Origin of the sequence: Faecalicatena contorta (genome assembly GCF_001404335.1) — a bacterium.
Taxonomy (GTDB): Bacteria; Bacillota; Clostridia; order Lachnospirales; family Lachnospiraceae; genus Faecalicatena; species Faecalicatena contortus_B.
This window is the reverse complement of record NZ_CYZU01000058.1, coordinates 19,323-35,167: the sequence shown is the minus strand read 5'-3', so window position 1 is coordinate 35,167 and position 15,845 is coordinate 19,323. Positions and strand designations below refer to the sequence as shown.

General features: G+C 47.2%; 14 protein-coding genes. 3 read left to right on the top strand and 11 right to left on the bottom strand.

Going from position 1 to position 15,845, the window contains the following annotated elements:
• Positions 1-136: 136 nt before the first annotated feature.
• The 8 genes from ARB69_RS21285 to ARB69_RS21250 all read right to left on the bottom strand — a co-directional run bounded on the left by ARB69_RS21285 (position 137) and on the right by ARB69_RS21250 (position 7,795).
• A complete protein-coding gene (locus tag ARB69_RS21285) occupies positions 137-1,192 on the bottom strand; it encodes a PTS transporter subunit IIC (RefSeq protein ID WP_055154937.1) in 1,056 nt (351 codons plus the stop codon).
• Between the two features lie 401 nt (positions 1,193-1,593).
• Positions 1,594-2,178 (bottom strand): helix-turn-helix domain-containing protein, encoded by a 585-nt coding sequence (locus ARB69_RS21280; RefSeq protein WP_050640160.1) that lies wholly within the window; start codon positions 2,176-2,178, stop codon positions 1,594-1,596.
• A gap of 286 nt (positions 2,179-2,464) precedes the next feature.
• A complete protein-coding gene (locus ARB69_RS21275) occupies positions 2,465-3,193 on the bottom strand; it encodes an amino acid ABC transporter ATP-binding protein (RefSeq protein WP_055154939.1) in 729 nt (242 codons plus the stop codon).
• Between the two features lie 45 nt (positions 3,194-3,238).
• On the bottom strand, positions 3,239-3,904 hold the full coding sequence (locus ARB69_RS21270) for an amino acid ABC transporter permease (RefSeq protein WP_050640161.1): 666 nt from the start codon (positions 3,902-3,904) through the stop codon (positions 3,239-3,241).
• Between the two features lie 12 nt (positions 3,905-3,916).
• A complete protein-coding gene (locus tag ARB69_RS21265; RefSeq protein ID WP_050640162.1) occupies positions 3,917-4,576 on the bottom strand; it encodes an amino acid ABC transporter permease in 660 nt (219 codons plus the stop codon).
• 83 nt (positions 4,577-4,659) lie between these two features.
• Positions 4,660-5,526, bottom strand: coding sequence for a transporter substrate-binding domain-containing protein (locus ARB69_RS21260; protein ID WP_050640163.1), 867 nt, complete (start codon positions 5,524-5,526; stop codon positions 4,660-4,662).
• A gap of 45 nt (positions 5,527-5,571) precedes the next feature.
• Positions 5,572-6,744, bottom strand: a complete 1,173-nt coding sequence (locus ARB69_RS21255; protein WP_050640164.1) for a M24 family metallopeptidase — start codon at positions 6,742-6,744, stop codon at positions 5,572-5,574.
• Between the two features lie 46 nt (positions 6,745-6,790).
• Positions 6,791-7,795, bottom strand: coding sequence for an asparaginase (locus ARB69_RS21250; RefSeq protein ID WP_055154936.1), 1,005 nt, complete (start codon positions 7,793-7,795; stop codon positions 6,791-6,793).
• Positions 7,796-8,040: 245 nt separating this feature from the next.
• Here ARB69_RS21250 and ARB69_RS21245 point away from each other — a divergent pair, with 245 nt between their 5' ends.
• Positions 8,041-9,009: an AraC family transcriptional regulator gene (locus tag ARB69_RS21245; RefSeq protein WP_050640166.1), complete on the top strand. Its 969-nt coding sequence runs from the start codon at positions 8,041-8,043 to the stop codon at positions 9,007-9,009.
• Positions 9,010-9,201: 192 nt separating this feature from the next.
• On the opposite strand, the gene ARB69_RS21240 is transcribed toward ARB69_RS21245, so the two are convergent.
• Both ARB69_RS21240 and ARB69_RS21235 read right to left on the bottom strand, forming a co-directional pair.
• Positions 9,202-10,161, bottom strand: coding sequence for an aminopeptidase (locus tag ARB69_RS21240; protein ID WP_242843829.1), 960 nt, complete (start codon positions 10,159-10,161; stop codon positions 9,202-9,204).
• 103 nt (positions 10,162-10,264) lie between these two features.
• Complete coding sequence (locus ARB69_RS21235; protein ID WP_055154935.1) at positions 10,265-11,209, bottom strand: DUF1177 domain-containing protein; 945 nt, start codon at positions 11,207-11,209, stop codon at positions 10,265-10,267.
• A 97-nt stretch (positions 11,210-11,306) separates the two neighbouring features.
• Here ARB69_RS21235 and ARB69_RS21230 point away from each other — a divergent pair, with 97 nt between their 5' ends.
• On the top strand, positions 11,307-12,458 hold the full coding sequence (locus ARB69_RS21230) for a PucR family transcriptional regulator (protein WP_050640168.1): 1,152 nt from the start codon (positions 11,307-11,309) through the stop codon (positions 12,456-12,458).
• A 10-nt stretch (positions 12,459-12,468) separates the two neighbouring features.
• On the opposite strand, the gene ARB69_RS21225 is transcribed toward ARB69_RS21230, so the two are convergent.
• Complete coding sequence (locus ARB69_RS21225) at positions 12,469-14,154, bottom strand: OPT/YSL family transporter (protein WP_050640169.1); 1,686 nt, start codon at positions 14,152-14,154, stop codon at positions 12,469-12,471.
• Positions 14,155-14,417: 263 nt separating this feature from the next.
• Here ARB69_RS21225 and ARB69_RS21220 point away from each other — a divergent pair, with 263 nt between their 5' ends.
• Positions 14,418-15,473, top strand: a complete 1,056-nt coding sequence (locus tag ARB69_RS21220; RefSeq protein WP_055154934.1) for a DUF917 family protein — start codon at positions 14,418-14,420, stop codon at positions 15,471-15,473.
• Positions 15,474-15,845 lie beyond the last annotated feature (372 nt).

Genomic DNA, 15,845 nt, shown 5'->3' with positions numbered 1-15,845 from the left:
CCCGCCTAGAATTTCTTAGGTCCGCGGCCGCGTTTTTGAAAGGACATGGATGTTCTCCGGGAGGTTTTCGGCTATCCCTTTATGGAGCGTCCCCCATCCGCGCCGAAACTAAAGCTCGTCGCTAAATCCCGATTTCTTATAGTTCCAGCTTCATATCCCCAAATTTGATCCATTTTCGTTTCCGCATGAATTCGGATATGCCCAGCGTCACAAATGCCGGAAGCAGGATCTGTATTACAAGTATTTTAATCAATACCATCATGGGGGGTTCCGTCTGTGCCATCACCTGCCAAGTCATGATCTGTCCCACAAGCCCTGCTGTTCCCATTCCCGATCCGGTTGCGTTGTTCGTCATATGCAGTACCATAGTCCCCACCGGCCCGAGCACCGCGCTGGATAATATGGCCGGCAGCCAGATAATTGGCTTCCTGACGATATTAGGTACTTGCAGCATAGAGGTTCCAATGCCCTGTGCGAGGAGTCCGCCGATCTTATTCTCCCTGTAGCTTGCTACGGCAAAACCAACCATGTTGCAGCAGCAGCCTATCGTAGCTGCACCTGCTGCCAAGCCCGAAAGATTCAGTATAATTCCTAATGCTGCAGAGCTGATCGGCAGAGTCAGGATCATCCCCATAAGCACGGATACTACGATGCCCATAAGAAATGGCTGCTGCTCAGTCCCCCAGTTAATCAGTGATCCCAGCCAGTTCATAAACCTGGATATCGGGGGTCCCAGAAGCAGTCCCACTGCCGAACCTGTCCCAATACACACCAGCGGGGTCAGTATAATATCCAGTTTGGTCTTTCCGGAAATCAGAATCCCAAATTCAATCGCTATGTAAGCCGCAACAAAAGCTCCCAGAGGCTCGCCCGGTCCTGCAAAGACCATGGCGCCGTCCTGTATCACTTGCCCGGCCAGAAGTTTTCCTGCAAAAGCGCCCGCCATACCAGCTGTAGCAGCCGATACCGTCACCAGCTGGCCGGCTTCCAGTTTCCTGGCCACACCAACGCCAATCCCGGCTCCCGTCAAAGCAGCCGCCACCTTCCCTACCGCATAAACCAGGTCTCCCGCAGTCCCGCCCATAAAAGTGCCGATCTGCTGGATAATTGTTCCAATAATTAAAGTAGCAAACAGCCCCTGAGCCATCCCGCTGAGCCCGTCTATGAAAATCCTGTCAAGCAGCTTCTTCATCCTATAATCCCTCCTGCACATACACTTGTCTTGTCACTCCCCGCTATTCTACCACAGATCCCCCCTCTCGTCCAGAACCTCTGCCAATACAACTTAACACATCTTAGCCGTGTCATTCTCTGTTGTAACAGTTCAGACAGGCCTGAACTGTTACACATCCAGTCAATTGTAATTCACCTGCGGCGAAGGGATGCTGTACTCCAGCAGCGCAGATTTAGCACGGTTCGAAATAAAGACAGAATGAGGGGCATATCGTTTAATAGACGGTATGCCTGTTTTGTTAGCTTGTATTCTAATGTTCGACACAACTTGGGGTTTAATAATTATTTTGATAGTAAAACTGTTCTCCACGTTTCCATGTTGTTAAATCAAGCAGTGTAAATCTTATTTCTTTCCCAGCGTTATATCTCCATATAAAACAATCCGTGTTGATTGCAGTACCAAAGCAATCTCCCGTGTGCGAAAATAGGAATACGCACTTGTAGCCCCCATTCAGGGTATTGCTTTTTAATCATGATACTGTCTCCTGTCAGCAGAGCTACAAATGCAATATGGTGTTCCCGTTCCATTGCATGGCTGGAAGTGATATAAAAATCATTTTCAACCATTTCTACATTTAACTTATCATCATCATTTGCTTTTTGGGGCTGTAATGATTTCATTTTCTTCCCGCAGCAAGATATGTTGGTATCTGTCATTGCGGTAATCATGTTCCCGCAGGCAGGACAGATATAAAAGTGCATTTTTTTCATATTACCTCCCAGAATCTCGTTAGCATTTAGTTCACCGGATAGCAGTTTTTCTAAATCAACATTAAAGATTTTTGATAACGAGGGCAGTAAGGACAATTCTGGGCAGCCTAATCCTCTTTCCCATTTACTAACTGCTTTATCGCTTATATTCATCTGATCAGCTAATTGTAATTGAGTCATATGATTTTCTTTTCTTAGCTGATAAATCAATTTTCCGATTTTCACATTGTCCATTGTTATATCCTCCCCTGTATACAAGTATAAAACTTTCCAATCTATTTACAATAAACGCTCCGTAGAGTTTATCATATTTTCTCTTATATTGTACTACTTTGAGGCTTTCGGGCAAACTAAATAATATAGGAGGCGGGGGATTTTGCGCCCTAAGATAAGAAGGATTAGAAAAAGCAAAAGAAATCCTATGGTAAATCAGATGCTAAAAACACTGAATTCCATAGGATTTGCTTATTCTTTGATAAGGAGCTTAAAAATCGGTATTATCCGACACCCCCTCATGAACTCATTCTCCGATAAACTGAAGAAATTTGGCGATCCGTTCATTTTCTTTTCTCACTACGGAAAAGAAGTTTTCTGCAGTTTCATCTGCAGCCGCGATTCCTTTATCCATGAAGATGATTCTGCTTGCAACATGTCTGGCAAACTGCATTTCATGCGTGACACATAACATGCATACCCCTTCCCCCGCAAGCGTCTCGAGTATCTTGAGCACCTCGCTGGTCATCTCCGGATCCAGTGCGGACGTTACCTCATCCAGAAGAAGCGCCTTTGGATTCATCATCAGCGCCCTTGCTATGGCAATTCTTTGCTGTTCACCGCCGGAAAGTTCATTGTGCATGGCTTGTGCTTTAGATTCCAGGCCTACCATTTTCAGGTAAAAATTGGCTTTCTCCTCTGCTTCCTTTTTGTTCATCTTCAAGAGTTTCACCGGACTCATGGTCAGGTTCTGCATGACATTTAAATGTGGAAACAGCACAGTTTTCTGGAAGACCATTCCGCAGTCCAGACGTATCTGCCGCAGATTCTTTTTTTCTTTTACCGACAGCCCGTTTACAATGATGTCCCCGCTGTCAATCGTCTCTAAAGCGTTAATGCACCTCAAAAGTGTGCTTTTGCCCGTGCCGCTGGGACCGAGCAGGACGGTTACGCCCTCCTGGTTAAAATCAACGCTAAAGTCTTTTAAGACGGTCAGGTCACCAAAACTTTTGGTAACATTCTTTACTTCAATCATAGACATCTTTTCTGTCACCTCTCTTATCCTGATAGCAATACTGTTCTAATAGTGGAACGATAATTTCTTCTCCAGACTCTTTGCCAGTCTGGACAGCGGACTGGATATCACGTAATAGATCAGAAATACAATTCCATAGATCAGGAACGGCTTTAACGTACGAAGAGCCAGATTCTGTCCCAGTTTTGTAAGATCCATGATTCCTATCAGTGCAACTAATGAAGAACACTGTAATTGTGATATATAAAGTGTTATAGCCTGAGGCACAAGAAGTCTCAGCGCCTGTCTGGATATCACGCTTATAAAAGTTGATGTTCTGCTGTGCCCCAGAGCCAGGCCTGCCTCCCACTGTCCCTCCGGAATTGCAGACACACTGTTGTGAACCAGAACGGCCATAAACGCGGCCGTATTCAAAGACAACGCCAGAATTGCGGCCGGAAACGGATCCAGCATGATCCCTCCGATCATCGGCAGACCATAAAAAATAAGAAACAGCTGTGTAACCAGAGGTGAATTCCGCAGAGGCTCAATCACAATCAACGGCAAGGCCTTTACTACTTTATTCTTGGAGCACCGGATCAATCCAAGAATCACTCCCACGATGGTTCCGATCAGCAGGGACATTAATGTGATATATAAGGTAACTCCCGCAGCCCGAAGGAACTGCATGGCATCATTGCCGGTCAGATTTGCATAATCATAAAATGACATTTCAGTCCCTCCTTATAATACAATACGGATTTTTTTGTCGATGAACTTCGCAATAAAGGAGATGATATATGTAAAAACACAATAACATAGCAATATCATCAGATAAATCTCGAAGGGTCTCGAGGTCCTGCCAACAATAATTTTGGCCGCTCCCATAGTCTCTACTACCGTAATGGAGAAGCAGACTGAAGAAGTCAGAACCAGATTAATAAAGTTATTCACAAGTGACTTAAAGGCGAGCCTGAAAGAAATTGGAAGCACAAAATACCAGAGTGTCTGCATTTTTGTATACCCAAGAGCCTCGGAACATTCGAAGTATTCTTTCTTAACAGCCAAAAGACCGGCCCTGATGATTTCGCAATTCTGGGCACTTGTATTGATCCCCAGAGCAATGATAGCCGTGACCATCGCATCCGTCTGGATTCCAAGCGCCGGAAGTCCATAGAAAAAGAAGAAGAGCTGAACCAGAAACGGCGTATTCCGGAGAATATCCACATATACCGTTGCAAAGATACGCAAAATACGGCTCTTTGACTGTTTAAACAGTGCCATTACCGTTCCCAGCACGAGCCCGATCACAAGGCACCAGGCCACGATAATCACCGTCATCTTCATCCCGTCCAGCAGCATATCCCCATATACATTGAGAAAATTAAAGTTTAACTTATACATTTTAAGCACCCTCACCTCCTCATCCTATTGATGAAAGGATGCCCGCCCTGTCAAGATGGGCATTCGACATATATCTTATGTTATTACCACAGATAATTTAACTCTGCCGGTTTGGTTCCCCACCAATTCTCATAAGTATCAGCCTGCCATCCAGAACTGATCTGCCATGATACAAACATGTCCAGATATCGGGCAAATTCTATATCACCTTTTCTGCATGCTGCGCAGATAGGATCTGATGTATACATTTTCTCCTGTGCCTCCAGCTTATCGTTCTGGGATGCCGCATATTCTACTACCGTATTATCTTCGAAAGCCGCATCCGCTTTTCCCTGTTCAACCTGAAGTACAGAATCTGTAAAATTATCTACATAAAGAATGTTCGCCTCGGGAGCATTCTCTGTCACCAGTGCCTCACCGGTAGAGCCTCTGTTTACTGATACCGTTACATCCGGGCTGTTCAGATCTTCCAGTGTGTGCAGATCTGATCCTGCCGCTGTCAGCATCTTTATTCCGGCACGGAGATATGGGATAGAGAAATCGACAGACTGTGCGCGTTCCAGATTGCCCGTTACATTCGCAAACAGGACGTCTACACGTCCGGATGTTAATGCCGGAAGCCTGGTTTCTGCATCTACATTTACAATCTCCACTTCGACCCCAAGCACCTCTCCAAGGCGGTTGGCCCAATCAACGTCATATCCCATTTCTTTTCCGCTGTCATCAGTGAAGCCGATTGGCGCTCCGTTTAAAGAACATCCTACAACGATTTTCCCTTTTTCTAAAATAGAATCCAGAGTTGCGCTTCCGCTGCCGCCTGCTTCCCCTGCTGCCGCCGGATCATTGGATTTTCCCGATTCTTTTTTAGATGAGCTGCATCCGGCAGCCAAACCAGCGATTAATCCAATTGTTAACATCACTGCTATAACCTTTTTTGTTCTCTTTTTCATGACTTCTCCTCCATTCTTTTGCGGTCTTTGGTTTCACTAAATCTTTTACTTTTGAATCCACTGAGGACTATCGGTCAGCTTTCTGGCTCCTGCCTCCGTGATCAGATACCCGTCTTCCATCCTCATTCCTGATACATCCGCCTCGAAAAGCGGGATGTCGATCGAAATCACCATATCCTTTTCGATGACAGTGCTGCTGGATGGACCGAAAATAGGTGGTTCAAACTCAATCACGCCAACACTGTGAAGCCCGGAGTACATAAAGTTTTTCTCATATCCCGCCTCCTTCATCACCTGTCTTCCCATCTCCTCAACACGGCTTCCAATGTTTCCCGGAACCAGATTCTCTGCGCACAGGTTCTGCGCCCTGATCATCGCCTTTACTGCTTTCTCAGCCTTTTCCCCCGGGTTCCCCACCAGCACAGTTCTTCCGCAGGCTCCGTGATATCCCTCATATCTGGGAGCGAGTGTAATCACCACAATATCATTTTCTTCGATCACCCTCGTTGTCGTCCGGGCGAGAACATGAGCCGCATTGGGGCCTGATGAGACAATCGGGTCGATTCCATAACCCTCACATCCCATTTTCCGCATAACATACTCCGCTTCCGCTGCAATCTTCCTTTCTGTTATTCCCGGCCTCACCGCTGCAATCGCTGCCTGCATTCCAGCGTTGGCTATCTCATATGCCCTGCATATGACAGCGATTTCGCTTTGAGATTTTATGCCTCTTAAAGGTGCCAGAAGCTGGTCCGTGTCCACCAGTTCTGCATCAGGATAAGCCCGCAGTAAGGCTTCATATAATTCTGCCCCCATATATACCTTTGCTGCCAATCCAATCCTTTCAGGTTCTTTTCCTGCATACTGCCGGATAATCTCCTTCAGCGTTTCTACCTTTGAAAACGGATAATCCTCATCCTCCGCCGCCAATTCGGCCAGCACCTTGATCTCCCTGACAGCTGCTCTCTCTCCTGCATATCCGTCAGTCTCCGGCCCGGTTAAGATAAGGGGCTCTCTGTCTGGTACAAACATGACCAGTACCGGCTCAAAATGTGTCTGAAAATCTGTATAGTATCTTGCATATGCATTGCCATAGGTAGCTCTGTCATCACTGTATGCCAGAATAATATCCAATTTCCGTTCCCGCATAACAGCCTGTACTTTTTCCCATCTTTGCGGGTATTCTGTCCTCGGAATCCTGATTAACTCATCCTGCATGTTGCATCTCCTTTTCGCTTTCTCTTTGTACTGTATTATTCTCTACTTATTCCTTAAACAGCTTAAAAACTGCTTTCCGATACCCCACCATTTCCTTATTATCATTGACGACCGCTGCCGGATACAGCTCCTTAAGCTGCTCCGCCACCTCCTGATTGTCATAGTCAAGCTCTTCAAACACCCTCAGAACCGCGGCTGCAAATTCATCATGGCTGCCATCCATGATCTTCACAACGACTCCTACGCCAAGCGAACGGATTCCCAGTGCGTATACTCCCATCGCGCCGCTTTTTCCCAGCAGGTCGCCGCTGGATGCCAGTACCGAACATACAATGTCTTTTCCCGCGATCATATGGGGATATTGATGAATCATATTTATGTTTTTGATCACTGCCGTCTGCAGTACCAGATCCTGAATCAGTTCCGGACATACAAGCCGCAGATAGGAGGTCGCTATTGAGTGGAACGGCACGGCATATACCGGAACACCGCAGCCATCGACGCCTGTCCTTATGTCTTTTGCTGCCACATCCGTCATCATGGATATAATCCTCAGGATTTCCTGCTGAGTCCGGCTGTCCCGTCTCCAGTAACCGGATACCTCCTCCCCCAGCTCTCTCGCCAGCAGCATCATGCCCAAATGCTTTCCGGAACAATTGTGGTATACTTTACGGGGCGGCATATGATTCTCAATCAGACGGTTCCTCTCTGAGAGCCGGTTTGGATATGTTGGCAGCATAATCATCTGCTCTTCCTTCAGTCCGGTCTTTTGCATGATTGATTCCAATACTCTTACATGCTCTTCATCGCCCCAGTGAGATCCTGAGAACAGTGCTGTCTCTTCCTCTGTAAGGCCATACTTCTGATCCAGTCCATGAATCAAAACCGGCAGTGACTGAATCGGTTTTGAAGCACTCCTGTAAAAACAGGTCCAGTCAGTATCCCCCACTGCTGCCGTAATTCCGTCTTTGTCTACCACACAGGCAGCTCCGTGATGGACACACTCTAAAATATCCTCCCTGTATTCTTCAAACAGTACTTTCGTATTCACTTTTCACTCCTTTCGATATTATCATTTTCTCTTTTTTTACATTTTTAAATTTAAAGTCAAATAAAAGTATGATACAATGGATAACACCAATAGGTCTGAGAAAAAACTGTTAATTGTGCACAATATTCATTCTTTTTTTTAATTTTTTTTATCCATTTCCTTTAATTATACTCATATTGCCCGGGATGTCATTATTTTATCTTGTACAAAAATATCACTATCTTGGCTTAGAGGAGGAATTTTGAATGATTAACAAGACAAATCAAAAAGCGCAGAATCTCGTTGACTTTCCGCAGTATCAGGCTACTTTGGCTGAAACACAGACCGGAGCTCCCTTTATTCAGTACAATCTTGATGTCACCCCCGATTCACAATGGTTCATAGCACACACAAACCCGAAAGCCAGGGCGCGACTGCCTTACGTGCAGGAGGTCGGGGAATTCGTAACGGGAAAAAATTACATGACAACCCGGCAGGGCTTACAATCTTATCTTCTAAAAATCACGCTGGATGGACAAGGCTATATCAACTTCGACGGGAAGCATTATACACTTTCCCCCGGACAATTTTTCTGGATCGACTGCCGAAAGCTGAACTATTATGCCATCGATCCGGACATCCCGCACTGGAATGTGATCTGGATGCATTTCTGGGGAAACTCGACGCATGACTATTACGATAGTTTCATGGAGCTGAATAACAACAGCCCTATCGGAACCATGAGAAACAGCGATGCCGTTCAGCTGCTTCGGAAATTAATCGGATACTACAGCACATACATCTACAGTGATTACCAGACCGACATTAAAGCCGCGTCCATCATCACCACGCTAATGACCTGCTGCATGGAATCTGCCATACACGACAAAACAATGTCGCTCAAGAAGCAGCCTCCCAAATTTGTTCCGCGGGCTCAGGAGTATATTACAGAACATTTTAACGAACGGATTACCCTGGACTCTCTTGCAGAAGAATTTTACGTCAACAAATTTTATCTGCAGAAACAGTTCCGGCTCTATGTCGGAAGCACCCCGGGTGAATTCCAGCGCAGTATCCGGATCGACAAGGCCAAAGAGCTGCTGCGTGTCACCACAATGTCCATCAATGACATATCGGAACACTTAGGCTTCGAAAGCGTCGGATATTTTATCCGCTGCTTTAAGAAAGAAGACGGGAAGACGCCGCTGCAATACCGGCGGGAGTGGGGAGTATAAAAAAGAATCCGGCAGGAGCACACTGCCTCATAAGCAGAAAACATGCCGCCACGTCTGTGGCCGGACGCCGAATTACCTTTTTTGTTTCCGGTATCGGTATTACCGCTCAAATGCAAAAGAGGCTGACGCACTAAATAGTGCTTCAGCCTCTTTTTCATCCACATATTGCGGCAATGCATTTTCAAACATATTCTAGCGCAGGAACACGCCTTTTTTCATGATTAGTTCATCGTCCAGGTACAAATCGGGTTCCAGGATGATTCCATCCATATGGCAGTCCGCCTTATTGGTTCCGCCAAATGAAGTATTGCTTCCGAAAGCAATATGAACAGTTCCATACACTTTCTCATCCTCCAAAATATTTCCGCAGAGGACGGCGGCATGATTTGTTCCTATCCCCAGTTCCGCTGTTATGCCGTTTTCAGGTTTTGCAAACAGGATCTGCAATGTCCCGCTGTCTCCTTCCAGACTTTTCAGCCGGCCCTTTTCGATGGTTACGGTCAATGGCTCCTCAAGTATTCCCATTGCTTCCATTGAGCCGTCGATGACCATGCTTCCGTTCACACCGTCTTCCAACGGGGCGATGTATGCCTCTCCTGAGGGAAGATTGCCCGCCTCGCCGGGATTGCGGTAAACCCCTGTACTGGGTACACCGTTTCTTCCCTTCAGATTTAGTGTCAGAACATGTCCGTCCTTTTCGATCCTGGCCATGGATGCCTCTGTTAGCATCTGGGCATACCGCTTCGTATCAGCCTCTACCTTCCGAAAATCCGCAGTCATCGCCCCTTTTGAAAACATTTCCTCTGTGATCCCCGGCATAGTGCCGATTCTCGCACCGGCTTTTGCCGCGCCGATCCTGGCATTGGTGTGTGTCATGGAATGCTCTGTAATGCAGATTACCACATCCGATGCACACATGGCCGCTGCTATGGCGGCAGGCGGCTCTTCTCCGGAAACGCTCCGATTCTTCATGCACATAAAAAGTGCCTCGCAGTTCATACCTAAAGCGGTCTCATACACCTGGTATCCCAGATCATACTTATCCAGATCCGCGACCACCAGCACCTGCTCGCCCTCTTTTACATCCATACAGGCCATAAGGAGATTCTCTGCGCTTTCCCTGATATCCATCTCCGTTTTTCCCGTCTTCATTTCAGTTTCCTTCTTTCTGCTGCATTTTTTAACAGTTATTCTGCTTGCTTCAATCCACGCTGGATAATTTCAAAGTGTACGGCTGCAGCTTACTTATTCATGTTTATTCCCGGCCGTCTCCCAAAGTCTGCAGTTTCTTCATAGATCCGTATAGTTTCTGAATACGCGCAAATTCCTCTTCATCATAAAATCTGCACTGTTTTCTTCCATATGACTTCGCTGCCTCAATTACAAACCGGGTCGTCATTTCCACATCCGCACCATGGGTGGCTCCAGTACCGCATCCCGGTACCGCGGTCTCCGTCGTAATTGCAACACCAACCACAGGAACATCCGTGGCAACAGCCGGCTGAAGCACGCTGTTGAGGTGATAGAGGTCATTTCCGTAAGGTGTGATGTCCTGTGTGGTAATTGGAAATACATAAGGTGCTTTTCCCGTCGTTATCTCCACAATGTCCAGCAGATCCTCGCTGATTCTAAGGATATACCCCTCCTTAACGGTCGGAGATATTGCAAATCCCTTATGGTTAATCACTCGGTTTCCCTTGGTCGTGTCGACTGTCAGAATCGCATCCATATCCTCTGTAATCTCTTCGTCATTGCACTGCTGCATGCTGACCGGTGAATCCATGAAGTCCACCGGTTCATGCGGTTCCGTCGGTGCATCCGCACATACGTGTGTCACGAGAACCACATCTCCCTCCAGCGTATCCCCCTTTTTCTGCATATCCAGAAGCTTGGCTGCCGCGGTAAGTACGGTCAGTGCGCCGTCACCGTCAGACACGAAACCAATCCGTTCGGGACGCGCGCCAAGGCCGCCCAGCCTGCCGATAATTCCCAGGGTCGGCGCATCGCCGCCGCTTCTTTTTCCATTGCTTCCATGGACACATACCTTTACCACATCCGTTTTCCCCTTGTCTCCGTAAATTGGATATGCCTCCACATCCGCATCCTTCTGGATGCTTCTTAAGTATTCCTCTACTCTCCTGCCGTCGGCATTGATATCATCCAGAATATCATAGAGTTCCAGCATCTGCTTAAAAACCATTTTCTCATCCTCGCAATTTCTTATATTGTTTCTTCACATTGATTTGTGAAATCTTCTGTTATATAATTTGTTAAAACACACCCGGAGGTTTTTCATTATGAGCGTTATTACTGTGTCTGACGTTCTGCACCTGCCCTCTCTGTCCGGCGCCAGGATTAAAGCCGGTACGGACGGCCTGGACAGACAGGTAGAATATGTCAGTGTTTTTGATAATTACATCAGCGAACTGGACTTTGCATCGCTTGACACCAAATCCAGGAATTCCTTTTTTATGACAGCTTTCTATCACGGCAAGGACGATCCCCAGTACATCCTCTATGCCCTGAAGTATTTTCATGCCATTCATACCGCAGCGCTCTGCATTATTGACGAAAATATGGACGAACTGCCCGAAGAAGCTTATGCCTATGCCAATCAGTGCGGACTGCCTATATTATTTATCGACAAGGATGTCCCTTATTCCATTATTATTTCCGAGATAACGGAACAGCTGCTCTTTTACAAAAACCTGAACAGCCAGGAGGAGATTCTTGCCCAGCTGGCTGACAGGGAGCTGTCTGACAATAGAAAAGCGATGCTTATCCAGCGTCTGAATCCTTACTTTGCCAAAAATGTATTATGTTTTTACTGCCGCGTGGAAGCAGGCATGCCCCTGCCCCGTCCGGCTCTGGCCGAAAAATTCAGCCGGGACGTTTTGTTTTTTGCTGCGGGATACCGGGGAGGCATTTTGATTATCCGCTCTTTTAAGGATAATTCGCCCCATGCGATTGATAAATATATCTCACAGACTGCGGCCGCCATCTTTGAAAGCTATCCCGAATGTATGGCTGGTATCAGCAGCTGCTGTCCTCTTTACAGCCTGGGGGATGCCATTTCACAGGCGTACCATGCCGCTTCCTCCTGCCCGTACCAGCCAGGCAAAGTCATATATTTCCGGGCTCTTGGAGTACTGCGCCTCTTTTTAAAGCTGGAAGGCCACCCTGCCATAGATGAATTTTATCTGGAGACAGCGCAGCCTATTTTAGAGTATGATGAAAGATACCATTCTCATCTGATGCATACCATTCACGATTTTATTGAGAACGATATGGACTATACCAAAACAAGCAAGGCGCTCTTTGTCCATGAAAACACCATACGCTATCGGATCAACAAGGTAAAAAATATGATTCCCTACGGGCAGAGCGATACCGATTTTCTCCAGACTCTTTACATACTGTATATCATACGTAAGTTAAAGGATTATTAACGCAGCTGCGCTATTTGGACTTGAATGCCCCCAGCATGGAGTTGGCAAAATCATGCAGCGCACATCCAACCAGGGAGCCCGCGCCAAGAATCATCAGGATATCATCGTTTTTCGGATTCTTCTTAATTACAATAATACGGATGATAGTGGCAATGATGACGGTCAATCCATATATGGTTCCGCCCACCAGGATACCGGTGGCAAACAGGATTCCAACCTGGTGGTTTCCTCCTGCGATCTGAATGACGGCCCCCGGAATTGCCCAGATCGCCAGCCATTTCAATACCTCAATTGATGAACCCGCTTCAATCGTGGAGGCATATGTAGCGTTAATCGGCGGGAACAGCCCCTGTGAGAAGTATGTTTTTGCAAAGATAGCAACAATGACAAATGCCACTGCAAAACCAAGCAGCTCTGAAAAATACTGCTGTTTTCTGCCTGCCTTCTCAAACTCCGGATTTTTTCCGCTTCCTCTCAGTATATAGCCCGCTTTCAGGTCATTACCCATATCAGAGAAACACGGTCCTGTTGCCGCGGTAAAACCTGCCAGTACTGCCAGAGGGAGCTTCGGAAAACCGATCAGCATACCCAGAATTAAAAAGATGAGAGCCGTGGCAAATCCGGGAAACCATCCGGAATACATGGCGGAAACCCCTACGATCAGCTCGGATACAAGCGCCGCTACCGCTGCAAATAGTATCCATAAGATAAACATGCCCGGCTTCATCTCATACCACAGCCCCGATACAATTGCCAGTCCCAGGGCAATTACCAGATATGCGATAAATCCTTTTCCAAGAGCACTCCGCATATCTTTGATCGAAGTTCCGAACTGGCCTGCCGCCGAAGTTTCTTTATCCACTTTCTTAAACAGCATTCTGCCGCACTGGACCAGGGATATGATACCTGCCCCAATCATGATTCCATGCCCCATATAATTCAAAGCAACATGATCTGCCGCAACAAACCCTTTTCCAAAAATATCCTGTGCAATGACAAAATCATGTCCGAACACGGTAAATGCAAACGCATTGCTTTCAATAATTCCCACGATCAGGGCGCCTACACCGAATGCTCCGATAGCCAGTACGCTTCCCACCCATGCAACGCCGAATAAATCCATGGGTATTCCGGCCATAGCCCCTGCCCATCCGGCAACAGCGCCGATCACAAGCAGCCCGGCACGTTTTCCCTTTCTGACAGTCGCAAGAATCGTCTCAGCCGTGGCGATTCCAGGAGGCCACGGTGCATCGGCAGGAAACATCGGCGATCCGAATGACTTGTATAAAATTGTAGCATCTACAATCGTTGCAAGTGTAACACCGATCAGCATCGGATACATGAATTCCGTGTATCCCATAATATAAGGAACACCGATCGTCAGCAGCATACAGTTTGCCGCCGAGAATGTTGCCCCTGATGTCGATGTCTGTACCAGATTCTGGCAATGGATATTCTTAAATTTTTTCAAAAACCGGATGGGTATCTGACTGATCAGAACTGCAAGCAGCGCTCCCACCACAGAAGTATCCGGGGCCACCCCCGTATGTGTCAATACCTGCATCCCTACGATAGCTCCCAGCACACTGGCTATGACGGCTATTATAAAAATGCCCGGTTCCATTAATTTTGGCATTTCTTTGGAGTACTGTTCCAGTATCTCTTCGGAGCTGCCATTTTCTCTGTTGTCACTCATTATTCTCTCCTTTCCCTTTTGCACGATTTACACCGGATAGCGTGTAAACATAGTAATAATTATACAATTTTTCTTATTTTTATGCTTTGTTGATTTCTACAATAATTTGATATTTATTTTTGTAGGATTCAGGAATTGACGATTTTTTCATACGGCTTATGATGTAAGTATACCCAAAGGGCACCCCGTAACACATGCCCTGCGGGCGGTTACGCAGCGTTTGGCTGTCCAAAATACAAATTAAAATAAAAGGAGCAACACCTATGATATTTGACAAAGAATCCATACAGGATCTGCTGATCGGCAGCCTTCTGCTCGGAGGCGGTGGCGGAGGCTGCCCCAAAGAGGGGGCGGAACGCGCACTATCTGCACTGAAACTTGGAAACGTAGAATTGATTACTATTGAAGAATTAAAAGAGCGAAGCAGTGACGGCTGTATCGTCACGATTTCCGGAGTTGGTTCTCCTGCTTCGGACACTGCATATTATTCAGACGATGTATATCCCAGGATTCTGGAGCTGCTGGGCACACAGTCCGAAACCCCGATTGCAGGATTTATTTCCTGTGAACTGGGGGCTTCCTCCTCGTTTGAACCATTTATCCCCGCCGTGCTCTCAGGGCTTCCCATCATCGACGCGCCCTGTGACGGCCGCGCACACCCGCTCGGAGTCATGGGCTCTCTTGGCCTGGAGAACTCCGGACAGACCGTCATCCAGGCTGCAGCAGGCGGAAGACCGGAAAATAAAACATATACCGAATTAACAGTAAAAGGTACTGTCGAGAATACAGCCTCACTGGTTAGAAATGCGGCTCATCTGGCAGGAGGAGCAGTCGCCGTAGCGCGCAACCCCGTTTCCATCCCCTACCTGGAAACTCACGCCGCAGCCGGCGCGTACGCCCAGGCTATAAAGCTGGGCCGCGCGTACCGCACCGCTGCTTCACCCGCCCTGGCCATAGAAGCCGCCCTTTGCCAGTTAAACGGCAGAATCCTCTGTACCGGAACCGTAGAAAACTGTACCCTCGAAACCCGCAATGCCCTGGATTACGGAACCTTCCGTATCTCCACTGCCTCTATTCCTTGCCAGATTGGTTTCTGCAACGAATATATGTACGCAGCCATCGGTGGGGAACGGCTTGCCGTCTTCCCCGACCTCATCACAACAATTGAAACCAACACAGGCAGAATCATCGCCTCCGCAGACATACAAGAGGGAATGGAACTGACCGTAATCAGCGCACCCAGAAGTGAGCTTAAGCTTGGTGCGGGACTGTTAAACAAACAGAACTATCTTCCATTAGAGGGGGTTTTGGGGGAGTGAGTTTTTTTTAGAAGGGGGCGCTGTGCGGAAGTGGAAGATGCCTCTCCTGGATGCGGTATTAGGGCATAAGCGCCGCTAATCAAAATCGGAACCGGCATGGTGAACACCGCGGACACTTGCGAGAATTCTGATGAATTCTCACTGCGGGTCTGCTTGCTTCCAGGCCTTGTGGGCCTGGAAGCAGTTCACATGCCGGTTCCGATTTTGATGAAGCGGCGCTAATGCCCTAAAAGACGCATCCAGGAGAGGCATCTTCCACTTCCGCACAGCTGGTCTCATCCAAACTGTAGTAAAACCACTCTCCACGGGGGAACATTGGCGGGAGCAGCGGATTGAATCGAACTGGTGATACGTTGATTGTGCCAGGAAATT